10 protein-coding genes are annotated in these 17,355 nt (G+C 65.7%); 9 read left to right on the forward strand and 1 reads right to left on the reverse strand.

Annotated features, from left to right (window positions below):
* Positions 1-175 precede the first annotated feature (175 nt).
* Positions 176-1,228, reverse strand: coding sequence for an aldo/keto reductase (locus KI243_RS10285; protein ID WP_177084817.1), 1,053 nt, complete (start codon positions 1,226-1,228; stop codon positions 176-178).
* A gap of 163 nt (positions 1,229-1,391) precedes the next feature.
* Between KI243_RS10285 and KI243_RS10290 the strand changes: the two genes are divergently transcribed.
* From KI243_RS10290 to KI243_RS10330, 9 genes are all read left to right on the forward strand, one after another.
* A complete protein-coding gene (locus KI243_RS10290; protein WP_212810775.1) occupies positions 1,392-2,111 on the forward strand; it encodes a YafY family protein in 720 nt (239 codons plus the stop codon).
* A 54-nt stretch (positions 2,112-2,165) separates the two neighbouring features.
* Positions 2,166-2,513, forward strand: coding sequence for a nuclear transport factor 2 family protein (locus KI243_RS10295; protein WP_017125829.1), 348 nt, complete (start codon positions 2,166-2,168; stop codon positions 2,511-2,513).
* Positions 2,514-2,562: 49 nt separating this feature from the next.
* Positions 2,563-3,675 carry a cell division protein ZapE gene (zapE, locus tag KI243_RS10300; RefSeq protein ID WP_212810776.1) on the forward strand — a complete coding sequence of 371 codons (1,113 nt, stop codon included), beginning with the start codon at positions 2,563-2,565 and terminating at the stop codon, positions 3,673-3,675.
* Between the two features lie 98 nt (positions 3,676-3,773).
* Positions 3,774-4,265 carry a GNAT family N-acetyltransferase gene (locus KI243_RS10305; RefSeq protein WP_177084813.1) on the forward strand — a complete coding sequence of 164 codons (492 nt, stop codon included), beginning with the start codon at positions 3,774-3,776 and terminating at the stop codon, positions 4,263-4,265.
* A 153-nt stretch (positions 4,266-4,418) separates the two neighbouring features.
* Entirely contained in the window at positions 4,419-9,236 is a 4,818-nt protein-coding gene (locus tag KI243_RS10310; protein WP_212810777.1) for a hypothetical protein, read from the forward strand.
* Positions 9,237-9,318: 82 nt separating this feature from the next.
* Positions 9,319-13,833, forward strand: a complete 4,515-nt coding sequence (locus tag KI243_RS10315) for a hypothetical protein (RefSeq protein ID WP_212810778.1) — start codon at positions 9,319-9,321, stop codon at positions 13,831-13,833.
* A gap of 39 nt (positions 13,834-13,872) precedes the next feature.
* The gene (gnd, locus tag KI243_RS10320; RefSeq protein ID WP_146049115.1) at positions 13,873-14,928 is read left to right on the forward strand and encodes a phosphogluconate dehydrogenase (NAD(+)-dependent, decarboxylating); all 1,056 of its coding nucleotides are present in this window, start codon (positions 13,873-13,875) and stop codon (positions 14,926-14,928) included.
* Positions 14,925-16,448: a glucose-6-phosphate dehydrogenase gene (zwf, locus tag KI243_RS10325; RefSeq protein WP_212810779.1), complete on the forward strand. Its 1,524-nt coding sequence runs from the start codon at positions 14,925-14,927 to the stop codon at positions 16,446-16,448. Before gnd ends, zwf begins: the two co-directional genes overlap by 4 nt.
* A complete protein-coding gene (locus KI243_RS10330; protein WP_212810780.1) occupies positions 16,445-17,269 on the forward strand; it encodes an HAD family hydrolase in 825 nt (274 codons plus the stop codon). The genes zwf and KI243_RS10330 overlap by 4 nt, the downstream gene beginning before the upstream one ends.
* The last annotated feature ends 86 nt before the right edge of the window (positions 17,270-17,355 follow it).

Consider the following 17,355-nt stretch of genomic DNA (forward strand, 5'->3'; position numbering starts at 1 on the left):
GTCAGGCACTACGGTCAAGCATAGACGCCGGGGACTTGCGAGAGTTCGTCCCGCGCCGATCGTACCCACGCTCTGCGTGGGTACGCAGCCCGTGACGCTCCGCGTCACAAGAGCGGACGCAGAGCGTCCAGGGAGACATTCCCACGCTGGAACGTGGGAACGATCATCAGGAGCCTCAGATCACCGGAACCACCGGCAGGTCGAACGGTTCGCTGCCACGATAGCGGCCCACCGCTTCGGCAATGATTGCATGGGGCACGCCCAGCGCCACGCTGCTGACTTCATCCAGCCGTGCCAGGTGCTCGGGGCTGAGGCGTACCTGCAAGGCGCCGAGAGTGCCGTCGAGCTGTTCCCGTGTGCGTGGCCCGAGGATCGGGATCAGGCTGGTGGTCGAGCGTTTCGCCTGTTCGCGCAACCAGGCAATGGCGACGTGGGTGGCGGTTGCGCCCGACTCGCTGGCGACCGCCAGCAAGGTGTCGATCAGGGCGCTGTCACGGGCGGTCTTTTCCACATGGATCAAGCGTCCGAGCTTGCTCGCCCGGGTGTTTTCGCTGCTTTCCCGGTATTTGCCGGTCAGCAGGCCGCCACCCAGCGGCGACCACAAGGTTGCGCCCAGGCCCAGGGCTTCGGCCATCGGCAGCAAGTCACGCTCGGCACTGCGTTCGGCCAGGCTGTACTCGGCCTGGATCGCGACAATCGGCGCATAGCCACGGACTTCGGCCAGCAGGTCGGCACGGGCGATGCGCCAGGCTGGGAAGTTGGACAGGCCGGCGTAGAGGATCTTGCCCGAACGCACCAGGTCGTCGAAGCCACGGAGGATTTCTTCCATGGGGGTCAGGCCGTCGCTGATATGTGCCCAGAACAGGTCGATCTGTTCGGTGTTCAGGCGCTTCAGGCTTTCCTCGACCGCGCGGACCATGTTCTTGCGGTTGTTGCCGGTATGGGAAATCCCCGCGTTCGGGGTGGTGCCCATGGTGTATTTGGTCGCCACCACCAGGCGATCGCGTTCGGCGGCGATGAACTCGCCGACCATCACCTCGGATTGTCCGGCCTGATAGCCGTTGGCGGTGTCGATGAAGTTGCCGCCGGCCTCCAGGTAACCGTCGAAGATCCGCTTCGCCTCGTCGCGCTCGGCGCCATGACCCCAGCCGGTACCGAAGTTGCCGGCGCCCAGCGCCAGTTCCGAAACACGCAGGCCGCTACGGCGGCCAAGGACTTTGTAGTGCATGGGGTGACTCCTGGCGGTAGATTAGATTTCGGACGACATTTATTTAATATTATACGTGTAATCTATTTGGTCAAGCGGATGTTCCGGGTTTGCCGCCTCCTGACAATTCCTGACAGGACTCTCTGCTAGGCTGCGCGGATCCGTGTCTTTCAGGTTGAACACCGTGTCCCGTACTTCCCGTCTGTTGACCCTGCTCCAGGTGCTGCGGGCCAAGAGCCGCCCGGCCACCGCCGCGGTCCTGGCCCGCGAGCTGGAGATTTCCGAGCGTACGGTCTACCGCGATATTGCCGAGCTCACCGCCCTCGGTGCGCCGATCCAGGGCGAGGCGGGGATCGGCTATGTGTTGCGTAGCGGGCTGTTCCTGCCGCCGCTGATGCTCAATGCCGACGAAACCGAAGCCATCGTGCTCGGTTTGCAGTACGTCGATCAGCGGGGTGACGAAGTCTTGAGCAAGGCGGCGTCCGATGCGCTGGCCAAGATTGCCGCGGTGCTGGCGCCGGCGGCCCAGGAAGCCCTGCGCAATCCGACGGTGCTGGCGGGGCCGGCGTGTGTCGGGTTTCCGGAAAACATCGTGCCGCTGAGCGTCCTGCGCCAGGCCATCGGCCAGCAGTTGAAGCTGCACATCGACTACGCCGATGTGAACAAGATCGCCAGCCAGCGCCTGATCTGGCCCCTGGCCCTGGGGTTCATGAACGAGGCGCGGGTGATTGTCGCCTGGTGCGAACTGCGCAACGACTACCGGACCTTTCGCACCGACCGCATCGCGGCGGCGCGCGAGCAGGGCGAACGTTATCCGGGACGCCGCAGCGATCTGTTGCGGGCCTGGCTGAAAACCCATGAACCGGCCGACAAGAGCGGGCGTTTCACTCCTGACAGGAACTGACGCGGGGCTGTCTTAGGATGGTTCCACTCCAACCAGCAAGGAGCTGTCAGCAGCATGAACACCTTATCCGCAACGACCACCCTGGCCCCGGCCATCGAAGCCTACATCGCCGCCGCCAATGCCCGTGACACCTCGGCGGTGGAGAGTTTCTTCGCCGCGGACGCGAATGTCTTCGATGAGGGCCAGCATCGCGTCGGCACCCTCGCCATCGCCCAGTGGATGGATGAGACCGCGCGCAAATATCAGCCCCGGGTCGAGGTCCTCGATGTCGCCCAACGCACCGGCAAGGTGCTGGTCAAGCAGTTGGTTTCCGGCAGCTTTCCCGGCAGTCCGGTGGAGTTGCGCTACGTGTTCCGACTCAACGAGCAGGGCAAGATTGCCCGGCTGGATATTTCCCTCTAGGACAAGCTGGCATACTCCACGGCTCCCGCCAGCGAGCCTGCACGACGCCATGACTGCCGATTCCCCCCTGACTGCCTACCGCGCTGCCGTCGAGCAGCGCGGTTTTGTCCATGACCAGGCGCAATGGCAGGCGGTGCAGGCCTTGCAGCGCTGCCATGTGGCGCTGCATGCGGGCCAGGTGCCCCGGGGTGTCTATCTCTGGGGCCCGGTCGGGCGCGGCAAGACCTGGCTGATGGATCAGTTCCACCAGACCTTGCGGGTGCCGTCGCGGCGCCAGCACTTCCACCACTTCATGGGCTGGGTCCATCAGCGCTCGTTCCAGCTCAGTGGTATCGCCGACCCGCTGCGGACCCTCGCCCGTGAGCTGGCCGGGGAAGTCCGGGTGCTGTGTTTCGATGAGCTGTTCGTCAACGATATCGGCGATGCGATCATCCTCGGGCGGCTGTTCCAGGTGATGTTCGACGAAGGCGTGGTGATCGTCGCCACCTCCAACCAGCCCCCGGACCAACTGTATGCCGACGGCTTCAACCGCGATCGGTTTATCCCGGCCATTGCCGCGATCAGGCAGCATATGGAGGTGGTGGATGTCGATGGCGACGAAGATCATCGCCTGCATCCGGGCACCGTGCTGCAGCGTTACTGGGTCGAGCCCACGGGACAGTCGGCCGCACTGCTCGAAGCCTTCCAGGGCCTGACGGTCGGGCAGCCGCTCTCCGACGCGGCGGTCGCCATGGGCCATCGAACCCTGGCGGTGGTGCAGGCTTCGCCCAGCGTGCTCTGCTGCCGTTATGCCGAACTGTGCGAGCAGCCCCTGGCGGCCATGGATTTCATGGCGCTGTGTGATCGCTACACGGCGATTTTCCTGATCGAGGTGCCCGGCCTCAGTGCCCGCCAGCGCCCCGGACGCATCGCCCGGGGCACCGAGGACGGGGCGCAGCGCGTCGTTGCCGGGGATCGCGAACTGCCGCCACTGTCGATGCACGACGATAGCGTACGGCGCTTCATCGCCCTGGTGGACGAGTGTTACGACCGCAAGGTGCCGCTCTATATCTGCGCCCGGGTGGCACTGGATGAGCTGTACACCGAAGGCTATCTGGCCTTCCCGTTTCGCCGTACGCTCAGTCGTCTGCACGAGATGCAGTTGCAGCGCTTCGGCCGGTGAAACGTTTATTTTTCTTCCGTCACCCGCCACGGGCAAGGTTACAATCGGCTTCCCGACCCACAGAGAGTTGCCCTTAAATGGTTTCGCCGAGGACTGACATGGACGTTGCCGACATACTGGTATTGCAAGCGAGCTACACCAACCCGGTGCATGCCGAAGCCATTGGACTGGTACTCAATCACTACGCCGAAGACCCGATGGGTGGGGGCGAGACCCTGGCGCCGGACGTGCTGCTGCAACTGCCCGGCGAACTGGCCAAACGGCCTCACGCCTTCAGCGTGCTGGCGTTTGTCGGCGGTGAGCCGGCGGGGCTGGTGAACTGCTTCGAGGGGTTCTCCACCTTTGCCTGCCGCCCGCTGGTGAACGTCCATGACGTCTCGGTGGTGAGCAAGTTTCGCGGCCTGGGGCTGAGCCAGAAGATGCTGCAGAAGGTCGAGGATATCGCCCGCCAGCGCGGTTGCTGCAAGATCACCCTGGAAGTGCTCGAAGGCAATGCGGTGGCCCAGGGTTCCTACCGCAAGTTCGGTTTCAGTGGCGCGCAACTCGATCCGCAGCACGGCCAGATGCTGTTCTGGAACAAGTACCTCTAGTTCCCCCCGTATAGTGCCCTCTGCCGCGAGAGGGCCTATCCCGCTACCGCACACGACGCCTGTCGCAAGGATTGAATCCTTCGGGAGTCGTGGCCGGCGAACCGATGCGCCCGGTAACGACTCGTTCCCATCATTCGAACGAGGACGTCAACCATGTCAACGCAGTCGCCGGTTGCGGAGAGTCAATCAACGGACCCGGTTTCGGTCGCCAAGGCACTTTTCGCCGATCCTCCCACCTTGCTTGCGGTCGCCACCCCGCTGGTCCAGGAGGTGTTGGACGGGCACTATGGCGAATTCGACCTGTCGGCCGAGCGGGTCCGCCTCGCGGTGCCCTATTGGGTCCTGGCCGAGGGCATCGATGGCGCCCCGGCCGGGCATCGCCACTACAGCCTCGCCGAGGTCATGCTCGAACGTTTCGCCCTGCGTGCTCCGGTCTGGGGTGCTTCCCGGAGTCTGCGCTGGGAGACTCACAACCTGCTCTGGCGCGACCCGTCGACGACGGCGGGAAAACCCCTGGCGATCGATCTCGACGGTCTGCTCAAGCGCCTGGACCAGGCGGCTGCGCGGTCACTGCTGGAGAACCTCAGGCAGCAACTGATCGCGCGTTGGAACCAATCGCCAGAAGGGCACGGACCGAGCCGGTGGGCGCGGCTCGCGACCGCGATCGGGCGCCAACTGGTGATCGGGCCGACACCTGGCCGGCCTGGGCTTCCCGACCTGAGTCGCCTGCCGTTCTACATGGGCTGCTCGCTTGACGATGCCGGCGGCGCGAGCCCGGCCCCGGATATCCGGGCCTTCGAGACCCGGGTCTTCAGCGTGGATACCCAGGGGCGTCGCTACCCCGAGTTGTTCCCGGTGATCGACTTCCGGCGCTATGACGAGCAACTGCAGCCATTGCCCTATCCGCTGTATTTTCATCCGGCTGAAGGCGGCCTGCGTGTCGGCAAGCCGGACAGCGCCGAGCTGGTGGCGATGCTGATCGGCAGCCGGACGGCCGGGCGTAACCTGGCAATCAGGGAATCGCTGGTCTGGCGCTGGGATGAACCCGCCGCAGTGATCGGCGACAGCGTGGCCAAGGGCTTGCTGGAATATCAACTGCAGGCGCTGAGCGCATTGCCGTCGGGCGACCTGCATGGCAGGGCCCATCTCCAGCGTTGGGTGGACGACATCACCGATCCGGCCCGGTGGTTCGCCGTGCCCGCGAGGAGCCAGGATACCGGGCGTTTCCAGGTGCTCATGCAGGAGCGCTGCGGTCCGGCGGCCCTCGGCGTGACCAGCGCATCGCTGCCGGACTGGCTGCTGGCTGCCTCCATGGCCGATCGCGCCAGCTACAGCCAATTGCTCGCCGACCTGGCGCGCGAGCAATGCCTGTCCGCCGGCCGGCATTTCCTCGAGGATATCGGCACCCTCAACGAGTTTGCCGCACGGCGCTTGCAGGCGCTGATGCACGAGGATCATCCCGATGCGGCCGCCATCGACCCGAATGCGCTCAAGCTGACTATCGACAAGCTCGACTACGGCGCCACCCAGACCCTCGATCCGCAACAGGCGCAGGTCACGGTAGCGGTCGACATGACGCTGGTGGAACTGGCGTTGGCCAACCTGGGCGGCATGCGTCATACCGGCATGCGCATCCGCCTCGAAGCGCGCGGCCTGGCCCAGCCCGTACCGGACTGGATAACCCCGGATTATCTGCGCGGCCTGGTGACCCGTGCCGATATCGGCCAGGCCTATCCGGACCTGCTCAAGGCCCGGCTGATCAGCGATGCCGACGAGGCGCGGCGGCGCGAGGCATTGTTCGTCGCGCAGTGGCGGGTGCGCCTGCCACTCCAGGCCCTGGAACTGAAAATCAGGGAGGAGGCGGGGTTCAGTGACGAGGGCTTTCGCCAGATGCGGGCGATGGTCCTGCCGGCGGGTTCCGGTCGGCGGGTCGATGGCGTGGACATCGTCCTGCGGCCCCTGGCGTTCAAGGCCAGGGCCGACTGGCAGGCTGATGAGGTGCAGGCGATGTTTGTCATCGGTCCACGGGATATCCACCGTGGTCCGGTGATCCTGTATCGCCCGTTGTTCCTGCAACAACCGCTGCGCCAGTTCGACACCGGCCAGGCGTTGTTCGCGGCGATCCGCCAGCCCGGTGATCTGCAACGCAGTGTCCTGACCTGGATGAGCGAAACGGCGCGTCGGCGTTATGACCATGGCGGCTTCGACGCACCGCATATCCAGCAGTTCCTGGGCGGTGACGAGTTCGCGCCGGCACCGCAAAAGCCGCTCCCCGCGACGCTGGCCGAGGGTGTTGTCGAGGCCGACTACCTGCCGGCGATCTTCGCCGCCATGGTCAGGGCCCAGGTCGAACAGGCCGACCGGCAGTCGGTGTCGAATGCCGAACAGCGCTGGGCGGACTGGAAGGAGGGCGCCTGGCGGGTACTGCTGAGCATCACCCAACTGCCGTTTGCCGGGCTCCTGCCCTATGTCGGACGCCTGGTGGAAGTGCTCGGCTGGCTGGTGACGCTGGAGATCGGTCATGACGACCTGCGGGCGCTGGACAGCGACAATCAGCTGGAACAGTCGGCGGGGGCGGCGGACCTGTTGTTCAATCTCGCGGCCCTGCTGTTGCACTATCGCGCCGCTTCCGGCGCAGGCGACACCCTGCCGCCGCGGTTGCCGTCGCTGGAGCCGTCGCCGCCCGTGGCGGTGGTGCCCGCGCCGACCATCGCCCGCGTGGCCGACCTGCCCCGTGTCCAGCTGAGTGCGTGGTCCAGGTCCGGCTGGCCTGTCCCGGAGGCGCTGATGAAGCGGGTCCGCCCCTATCGCCTGCGCCCGTTCGACCAGCCGGCATCGGCCCTGGCCGGACTGGGGCGCGTGGCAACCTCGGGGCCGGCCCGGGGCCTGGTCCATATCGAGAAGGCCGGCAAGGGCAAATGGTGTGCATTGATCCAGGACGATCTCTACGAGGTGGCCTGGGAAGCCGATGATGAGGGCGTGCGCATCGTCGACGAACACGGCAATGCCGGGCCCTGGGTGCGCAATGACGGGCAGGGGCGCTGGACCCTGGATATGCGTCTGCGCGGTGGCAGCCCGCCCAGGCGGGTGCCGGCCGGTGGTTCGCAAACCGTCATCGAGGAGCGTGCGGAGCTGGTGGCCCTCAACCAGCAGATCAAGGACGGCGAACCGCAAGTCAGCAACAGCGCCAAGCGCTGGAAGCTGGCGACTGAAGGCGAGACGGCCCGGCGCGTGACCTTCGAGCGCCGTACCGAACTGCTTGGCGAATTGACCCGCCTGCTGGAAGACAATGTGCGCAAGTACCGCCGACAGCTGGAGTTGAGCAGGCGGCTGATGATCGATCCCAGGTTGACCAAGGTGGTGCGGCCCTTTCTGATCAATGCCCTGGAAAATGGCGTGTCTGAACTGCAGACCTTGCTCCACTCCCACCAGACCTGGTTGCTGGAAAGAGTCGAGCAACCCCATTCGAATATTTCCTGGCGGCTTGAAGAGCAGATGGACACGGATCAGGTGCGGGTCGAGTGGGAGCGTGATGCCGCGGCCACGGACAAAACGGTGGAGTGGGCCGTGCAGCAGCAGGACTGGCTCGATCAACTGAGGCAGATACGTGACGGCCGGGAAAATTATCAGAAGGTGATCGCCAACATCGGCTGGGGCTCCATTGAAGTCGAAGTGCGAGCCTGCAAGATCGCCCAGTTGAAGAACCGTTTTGTCCTGGGCGAGATAACCCCCGAGTATCTTGGCGAGGAGATGTTCGCGGCGATCTGGGACCAGTTCCAACGCTTGTACGTGTCCTATTACTCTTCGCTCGATGCCCTGGTGGACGGCAAGCTGGCAGTCGGCGAACGCATCGAGCTACTGGAGTCGGTTGTCGAGCAATCCGGTGAATTTCAGCAAAGGCTCGAATTCCATCTGGCGGCACTGGTCGAGCGTCGCCTGCCCACGGAAAAACCGGAGCGGGTGCTGGCATCGCTCAAGGGCATTGCGCAGGACACCGAGGAAGATCTGCGCCGCTTGCTGGGCCGTGATGACTGGGAGCTGCCGCCCGTCGCCGTTGTGGGACCTTCGACGGAAAAGGTCCGCAGAAAGGTCATCCGCACGCGTCACCGGCAACTGTTGTCCGGCGAGGTGCGGGCGCCGGCCTCGGCGGGTGGCGAGGAGACCGTGCAGGTCAGCACTGGCTTTGGACAGACGATCGAGACCTACCGGCAAAACACCACCGATGGCCTGTGGGAGGCGGTGGTCACCCCGCAGGTGCCGGGTCAGCCCGAAGTGATCAGACCCCAGGTCGGCCTGGAAAAACGCGTGTCCGATGCCCGTCGGCTGCTCAACGACGAAGCCTCGGCGACCGAGCGGGTGATGAAGCAGGCCGCGCGTTCCAACGCGCCCAGGGCGCAGGAAGATATCCTGCGCCTGCAAGCCGGGGCGATGGAGCAACTGGCCACGGAGATCGACAAGCTCCTGGAGGTGCAACAGACGCCGCCGCGCAATCCGGATCGGGTCAGGAATGCCCAGGCAGTGGCACGCCAGTTGCGCGAGGCGGCACCGCGACTGCTGGCCGCCGGGCAGCGGGCACGGGTCGCCGCGATCAAGGCCAACCCGCCGGAGATGCCGCGTATCGATTACCTCCTGACGCTGGGGGAGGTGAGCATTCGCAAGGAAGGCGAGCGCATCAGGCTCGGCAAGGATGACTTGCTGCAGGAATATGCACTGCTCGACACGGATAGCAAGCCGTTGTGGTATGCGCACTTTCACTACGCGAGCGTGAAGGCGCCGGACGCGGCCTTCGAGGCCGCCCACCTGAAAACCGCCGGGCAGCGCAAACTCGGCGGCAAGTACCAGTCGCTGGAGCAGGAGAAGGCCTTCAAGAAGATCCAGACGGGGCAGGGTGGCAACGCCAGCCTGGCGTTGCAGATCCATCGCAGCCGGATCGACCTGGCGGCGGCGCAACGGCATTTCTTCCCCGGCTGATCGAAGCGGTATCCGGCTACCGCCCGGGGACGGCCAGGGGCTGGTCCACTGGCCGCTTTCCCTTTTCAAGGATTGCGGCCTCATGACCTCCCTGCCGATCTCCCCGTCGACTTCGCTGCAGACGTCCCTGCAGCATTACCGCAGCACTGCCCGCGCGCTGTTCGCCGGGCGACCGATGGGGACGACGCTCGACAGTGACGATGCCGCCCGGCGCGAAATGTTCAAGGTACGACTGGTCGAGTTCTGGAATGAGCCGGTGCCCGACTGGGCAGGCAAGGTCCCGGGATCGGACGCCTGGGTGCCGGGTTGGGACCGGCACTCGCCGCAGGTCCCCAGCCGTTGCGCGGCCCTGTCGAACCTGCTGTTCGTGTCGATGTACGGTGCCGGGAACCAACCCAGCAGCCTCGCGTTGCAGGCCAGCCAGATGCTGCCCAAGGCGCTGGTCAGCGAAGACCAGCCAACCCGTGACAGCCTGCTGGGCAAGAATGCCCTGGTCGCCTACCTGCTGTATGCCAGGGGCCGGCGCGAACGACTCGGTACTACTCCGGTCGCGGTGGTCTTCGCCCGCCAGTTGCCGGCGCAGGCCTTTGCCTATTTCCTGCTCCGGCCAGGCCACGACGTGCAGCGCTTGCAGCACATCGATGAACTCTGGACGCTGTTGCGCGGGCAACTGCCGGATCCCGGCAGGCTCGAACTGATCCCCTCGCAATTGAATGTCTTCGACAACCTGGCCGGGGCCTTGCTGGAAAACCAGTTGCAGGCCCTGGAGCGTCTGCCGCGAAATGTCGGTGACGGCGCGGGCGAGTCCTGGCCGGAGCGGGTCGCACGCGTCACCGATCCGGGAGACTGGTTCGCCATGCCCGCGCCCGCGCCGCTCACGCCGTTGCAACGGCGGGTGCGCGAGGTGGCGCCGCTGTGGTTGCTGGAGGCCACGGCCGCGGACCGCCGCGAGTATGCCGGACATTTATCGACGCTGGTCACGGCACTGGGCCAGTCATCGTCCCACGGTCTTTTCGACGATGTCGCGTCGTTGTCGGCCTTCAGCGGCCAGGCACTGAGGGCGGCGATGGTGCGCCGCCACTCACGGATGCCGGACATCCGGATGCAGGATATCCGGCTCAGGCTTGAGAAGTACCGACGCAAGCCGCTGTCGCCGGACGTGCTGGGAGAGTTCGAGGAAGTCCAGTTGAGCCTGCCCGAACTGGCGCTGGCCAACCTCGACGACTTTCGTTTCGGCGCAACCAGGATGCATATCCACCTCGCTGACCAGAGCCCGCCACCGGACTGGATGACGGCCGACTATCTGGTGGAACTGGTCACCGCCGTGGATATCGGTGCCGGCTACCCGGCCTACCTGCGTCAGCGACTGTTGGGCGACAGCCGTTATGCGGTGATCCGCCAGCAGCGCTTTTCCCGCCAGGTCCAGGCCCAGTTGCCCCTGGCGGCCCTGGAGCTCAAGCTGCGCGGCGAACAGGGGATCACCGGGCAGGGCTGTCGCTGGGTCACGGCGATGCTGGCGCTCGACGCCCACGAGCGGCAGGTCGACGGTGTGCCGATCGTGCTCCGGCCCCTGGCCTTGCGGGCCAGCGCCGAAGCGAACCCGGACACGGTGGCGGCCATGTTTCTGATCGAACCCCGGGACACCCACCGCGGACCGCATGTGCTTTACCGACCGCTGTTCGACCCGCCCCTGAGTGAATATGCCAGCCGCCAGGCGTTGCTGGCGGCCATCGGGCAAGCCGGTGCCTTGCAGGACAGTGTGCTGGCCTGGCTCCCCGCCAACAGGACCGCGGTGTATGCCCATGGCGGTTTCCAGCAGCCCCATCTGGTTTCGCTATTGCCGGGGGATGACAGCGCACCGCTGCCGACCCCTCCGGCACCGGCCACCCTGGGCAGCGAGGAAGTCACCGAGGACTATGTCCAGCATCTGTTCCATGCCTGCGTCAACGCGGTTATCCACCAGGCCGACAGGCAAGTGTTGTCGAATGCGGAAAAGCGCTGGGAGCGGTTGAAGGACAGCGGCTGGCAGTTGTTCAGTGCCTGGCTGATGTTTGCCAGCGGCCCGTTGACCCAGGCCGGCTGGCTGGTCCTTCTCTATCGCGGGGTCCGTCAGGATCTGCCGGGGTTGCAGGGCGACGACGAGGAAGCCCGGGCCCAGGCCTGGGCCGATATGCTGAGCAACCTGGCGGCGGTGCTGTTGCATGAGGTGATAGCGGACGAGCGCGAAGCCTTGCCGGAGTCGCTGGCTCAGCGCGAGCCGCGGGCGATCGACGGCGAGGTGGCGCTGGAGCGGATCACGCCACTGCTGGCCGGCGATGACTCGCCCCAACTGCCTTTCGATCGCTCCTGGTCGAATCCCCGTGGCGCCCTGTCGGCGGCGGCGCGCCAGGTGCTGGAGACGTTCAGCGTCAAGGTGTTCGATACGCCACCGCGACTCGATGGTCTCGGTACGGTCTCTGCAAGCGGCCCGAACCAGGGCCTGGTGCATCTCGACGGTGCCCGGGACAAGGGCTGGCATGTCCTGATCGGCAATGCCCTGTATCGGGTCGCCTGGAGCGATGACGGTCCCCGTGTGGTTGATGGCGTGGGCGCGCCGGGGCCGTTTCTGCGGCGTGACGGGCAAGGTCGCTGGGGCCTCGATCTGCGCTTGCGCCTGCGCGGGGGCAGCGGCCGTGACACCGTGCAGGCACGTCTGCAGCGCAAGCTGCGCGACCGCGCCACCGCGCTGCAGGGGCAAGTGACCCAGGCGTCGGCGCGTATCGGCGTCCTGTTCGGCGAGGCTGAAACGCTACGCAAGCGTCTGGCCACCCTGAGCGAAGGCAAGGCCGCGAAGAACTTCAGCGACCGCCAACGTCGCGACAAGCGCCGCGAATACCTGGGCAAGCTGGAGGACTTGCAGGCTGCCCTCGAAGACAAGATCGGCCTGGTCAAGACACTCAATGACAACCGCCAGGTGGTGCCCCAGACGTCGGTGCTGGTGGCGACCCTGGCCGACAGCGTGCGCAATTGCCGGGCCTTGTTGGACCTGTCGCTGACGGTGGGGCGCGAAGGCAGCCTGAGTGCCGGGGAGATTGGCGAGATGATCGCCGGCAACGCCGCTACCCGTTATGCCCAGGTCGTCGCCAACCTGAAGCACAATGTCGAGATCACCGACAAGCAGATCCTCTGGAGCATCAGGGAATACGCCGCGCTCGACGAGTTGCGGGCGCTGCCCGAACCGGGGCCGGCGCAAGCCGCCGCCCTGGCGCAGGCGGTGGCGCAGCCGTTCACCCCACTGGATTGGCAGGCGGTGCAGTTGCCGATCCTGCTGGCCTTGACCCTGGACGAACTGCCGTTGCAGATCACCCTGCAAATGGACGAGCAGATATTCGCGGCGATCAAGCACAGTGCCGAACAGACCCGATACGTGACCAACACCATCAATCGCCTGAGTGCCGAAGATCCGCGCCAGGACCGGATCGACGCCTTGCTGACGGCAATCGCTCGCTACGACGAGACCCGCGACCTGCTCGACTACCTGAAGACCCTGATGCCGGGCCAGCGCCTGCTCGAATATGCCGGCCGCCTGTCAGGATTGCTGGCCCGGTTGCGCGAGGGGGCGTTGAACAGCCTCGCCGGCCTGTGGGACGACACCGCGCCGGCCGAACCCGAGCCTGCGCCCAGGCCCGGCCCATCGGCGGGCAGTCCGCGCAAGAAGTTCATCCGCACCCGCAACCGCGAGGTGTTCGTCGGCCGGGTCCGCGAGCGCACCTCCGGGCAGGCGGACGAAATCGTCGAGATCACCGATCCTAATGGCGCGCTGGTGTCGGCCTTCAAGGAGAACAAGGCGGATGCCGGCAATACTTTCTGGGAGGAGTTCAAGGCCGAACCGGCGCCAGTCCCGCCGGCCCAGCGCAAGGTCGGGCTGGCCCGGCTGGTGACCCAGGGGCAGGCCGAGCGCGCTGGCGTCGAGGCCCTGATACGCCAGGTGATGGCGCTGACCGGCACGTCCAAGGACCCCCGCGACCTGCAAGGTATCCTGGAACTGAAAGGGCAGAAGCTCAATGCCTTGGCGGACGATATCCAGCAGGCCCTCGATGAGGGTAGCGGGACGTCGGCATCGGTGAAGACCGCCCAGGCGCTCAAGGACGCCCTGCGCCACGACGCCACCCGCCTGGCTGCCGAAGGACGCCAGGCGCGGATCGCCGCGATCAAGCGCAACGCGCCACAGTTGGCGCGTCTGCAATACCTGAAGGAGCAGGACCAGGTGGAGATTCATCGCGCCGGTGGGCGCCAGGCGCAGGAGCAGGGCGGCTTCCTGCAGGAGTATGTGATCAGCGACAAGGATGGCCGCCCGCTGTGGTACGCGCATTTCCATTACCCGACGGCCACGACGGCGGATACGGACTTTGCCAGCGCACATCTGAAGACCCTGGCGCAACGGCGCCTGGGCAGCAGGGCCCAGGCCACGGCCCGGCAGCGCGCCGCCGCCAGGATACAGGCCGGACAGGGCGGTCGGGCGCAGTTGACGCTGGATATCCACCGCGGCCGGATTCTCGACAAGGGCGTGGCCCAGGCGCTGTTTTTCAATACTGGCGAAGTGGATACAAGTGGCTGAAAACGCGCCGGCAGGTCTCTGCGTCCATCGTCCCGAGCGATATCGAGACAGACATCCGCGTGTCGCTGGGCTAAGGTGTGTCAGAGTTTTTCATCGATATCGGGAGTACGCTGCATGCAACTGGGAATCATCGGACTGGGCCGCATGGGCGGCAATATCGCGCGGCGCCTGATGCTTGATGGCCATCAGACAGTGGTGTATGACCGCAATACCGACTTCGTCAGCGGCCTGGCGAAAGAGGGTGCCCGTGGTGTCGCCGACCTGGCTGCGCTGGTCGCCGGCCTGGACCAGCCCCGGGCGGTCTGGGTGATGTTGCCGGCCGGTGCGCCGACCGAGGACACCATTGCCGAGCTGAGCAAACTGCTGGATGCCGGCGATGTGATCATCGACGGCGGCAACACCTTCTACAAGGACGATATCCGTCGCGGCCAGGAGCTGGCGCAAAAGGGTATCGACTATATCGACGTCGGTACTTCCGGCGGCGTCTGGGGCCTGGAGCGCGGCTACTGCATGATGATCGGCGGTGATGCCAAGGTGGTCGAGCGCCTCGATCCGCTGTTCGCCACCCTGGCGCCCGGGATCGGCACCATTCCCCGTACCCGCGACCGGGTCAGCGCCGACGACCGTGCCGAGCGCGGCTATATCCATGCCGGCCCGCCGGGTTCCGGGCACTTCGTCAAGATGATCCACAACGGCATCGAGTACGGCATGATGCAGGCCTTCGCCGAAGGCTTCGATATCCTCAAGACCAAGAATTCGCCGAGCCTGCCCGAAGACCAGCGTTTCGACCTGAACCTGGCGGATATCGCCGAGGTCTGGCGGCGCGGCAGCGTGGTCTCCTCGTGGTTGCTGGACCTGACCGCCGATGCCCTGGCCAGCGATCCGAAACTCGACGGCTACAGCGGCGCGGTGGCCGACAGCGGCGAAGGGCGCTGGACCATCGAGGCGGCCATGGAACAGGCGGTGCCGGTGCCGGTATTGTCCAACTCGCTGTTTGCTCGTTTCCGCTCCCGCCAGCAAAGCACCTACGGTGACAAGCTGCTGTCGGCGATGCGCTTCGGCTTTGGCGGTCATGTGGAGACACCGAAAAAATGAATGCCACCCGCAGCAAGCGCAAGGCCGAGCCGGCTCCGGCAACCACGTTGTTCCTGTTCGGCGCCCATGGCGACCTGGTCAAGCGCCTGCTGATGCCGGCGCTGTACAACCTGACCCGCGATGGCCTGGTGGGCGAGGGCCTGCATATCGTCGGCGTCGATCACAACGCCATCAGCGATGCCGATTTCGCCAGCAAGCTGGAAGACTTCAGCCGTGCCGAAATAGCGGCCAAGACCGGCGAGGGTGCGCAGAAGGCACTGGACACCGCGCTCTGGAGCAAGCTGGCGAAGAACATCAGCTACGTCCAGGGCGACTTTCTCGACGATTCGACCTACACCGCGCTGGCCGACAAGATTGCCGCCAGCGGCACCGGCAATGCGGTGTTCTACCTCGCCACCGCACCGCGCTTCTTCAGTGAAGTGGCGCGGCGCCTGGGCGCGGCCGGTCTGCTCGAGGAAACCGACGAGGCGTTTCGCCGGGTGGTGATCGAGAAACCCTTCGGTTCCGACCTGGCCACCGCCGAGGCCCTCAACGCCTGCCTGCTCAAGGTGATGAGCGAGAAACAGATCTATCGCATCGACCATTACCTGGGCAAGGAAACCGTCCAGAACATCCTGGTCAGCCGTTTCTCCAACGTGCTGTTCGAAGCGTTCTGGAACAACCACTACATCGACCACGTGCAGATCACCGCCGCCGAAACCGTCGGCGTGGAAACCCGTGGCAGTTTCTACGAACACACCGGTGCGCTGCGGGACATGGTGCCCAATCACCTGTTCCAGTTGCTGGCGATGGTCGCGATGGAGCCGCCGGCGGCGTTCGGCGCCGATGCGGTGCGCGGTGAAAAGGCCAAGGTGGTCGGCGCGATCCGACCCTGGAGCGTCGAGGAGGCACGGGCCAACTCGGTGCGCGGCCAGTACCAGGCGGGCGAGCTGGGCGGTAAACCCTTGCCCGGCTACCGTGAAGAAAACAATGTGGCGCCGGACAGCAACACCGAGACCTATGTCGCCCTCAAGGTGATGATCGACAACTGGCGCTGGGTCGGCGTGCCGTTCTACCTGCGCACCGGCAAGCGCATGAGCGTGCGCGACACGGAAATCGCCATCTGCTTCAAGCCGGCGCCGTATGCGCAGTTCCGCGACACCGAGGTCGAGCGCCTGCAGCCGACCTACCTGAAGATCCAGATCCAGCCCAACGAAGGCATGTGGTTCGACCTGCTGGCCAAGCGTCCGGGACCGGCGCTGGCGATGGCCAATGTCGAGCTGGGCTTCGCCTACAAGGATTTCTTCGAGGTGCAGCCGTCCACCGGCTACGAGACGCTGATCTACGATTGCCTGACCGGCGACCAGACGCTGTTCCAGCGTGCCGACAATATCGAGAACGGCTGGCGGGCCGTGCAACCGTTCCTCGATGCCTGGCGCGAAGACAACCGGGTGCAGGGCTACAAGGCCGGCGAGAACGGTCCGCCAGCCGCCGACGAGTTGCTGGCCCGCGACGGCCGTGTCTGGCACAGCATCGGATGAGCGGCACGGCGCGGTATCCGATCCGGCTGGTGCTCAGCGATATGGACGGGACCTTGCTGCGTCCCGATCACAGCCTCAGCCCGCGCACCGTCGAGGCGGTCCGGGCGTTGCGGACGGCGGGGGTGTTTTTCAGCCTTGCCACCGGGCGTCCGCCACGGGCGATGCGCGAACAGATCGACGCCCTCGGTGTCGATCTGCCGGTGGCGGCCTTCAATGGCGGTACGCTGATGCATCCCGATGGCAGCTATCTGGTGGCCCACCATGTGCCACGGGCCGCGGCGATCTGCACGCTGGAACTGCTGTCGCGGCATGAAGAGGTCGAGGTCTGGGTGTTTGCCGACAACCACTGGCTGCTGCGCAATCCCCACGGCACCATGGTGCCCCGGGAGCAGCACGCGTTGGGTTATCCACCGACAGTGGTGGAAGACTTCGGCCCTTACCTGGACCGTATCGACAAGATCGTCGGTGCCAGCGCCAATGCGCAGTTGCTGATCGACCTGGAGGCGGTGTTGCAACCGCTGGTGGCCGACCAGGCGCTGGCCAGCCGTTCGCAGCGGGCCTATCTGGATATCACCGCGATGCAGGCGAACAAGGGCGAGGCGTTGATGACGCTGGCGAAGTTCCTCGGCGTGCCCCTGGAGCAGACGGCGGCCATCGGTGATGGTGGCAACGATCCGGCGATGTTTCATCGCGCCGGGCTGGCGATTGCCATGGGCCAGGCTGAGGAAGTGATCAAGCGCCAGGCGGATGTGGTGACCGGCAGCAATACCGAGGATGGCGCGGCGCGGGCGATTGAAGAGTTGATCCTGGCCCGGCGATAGGCGTCTTGTGAATGGCCGCCTTGCGGCGGTTCGCGGGCAAGCCCGCTCCCACAGTTACGGAGTCGTGCAGGCGTCCCGGGTCCGAC

Origin of the sequence: Pseudomonas sp. Ost2 (assembly GCF_018326065.1) — a bacterium.
Taxonomy (GTDB): domain Bacteria; phylum Pseudomonadota; class Gammaproteobacteria; order Pseudomonadales; family Pseudomonadaceae; genus Aquipseudomonas; species Aquipseudomonas gingeri.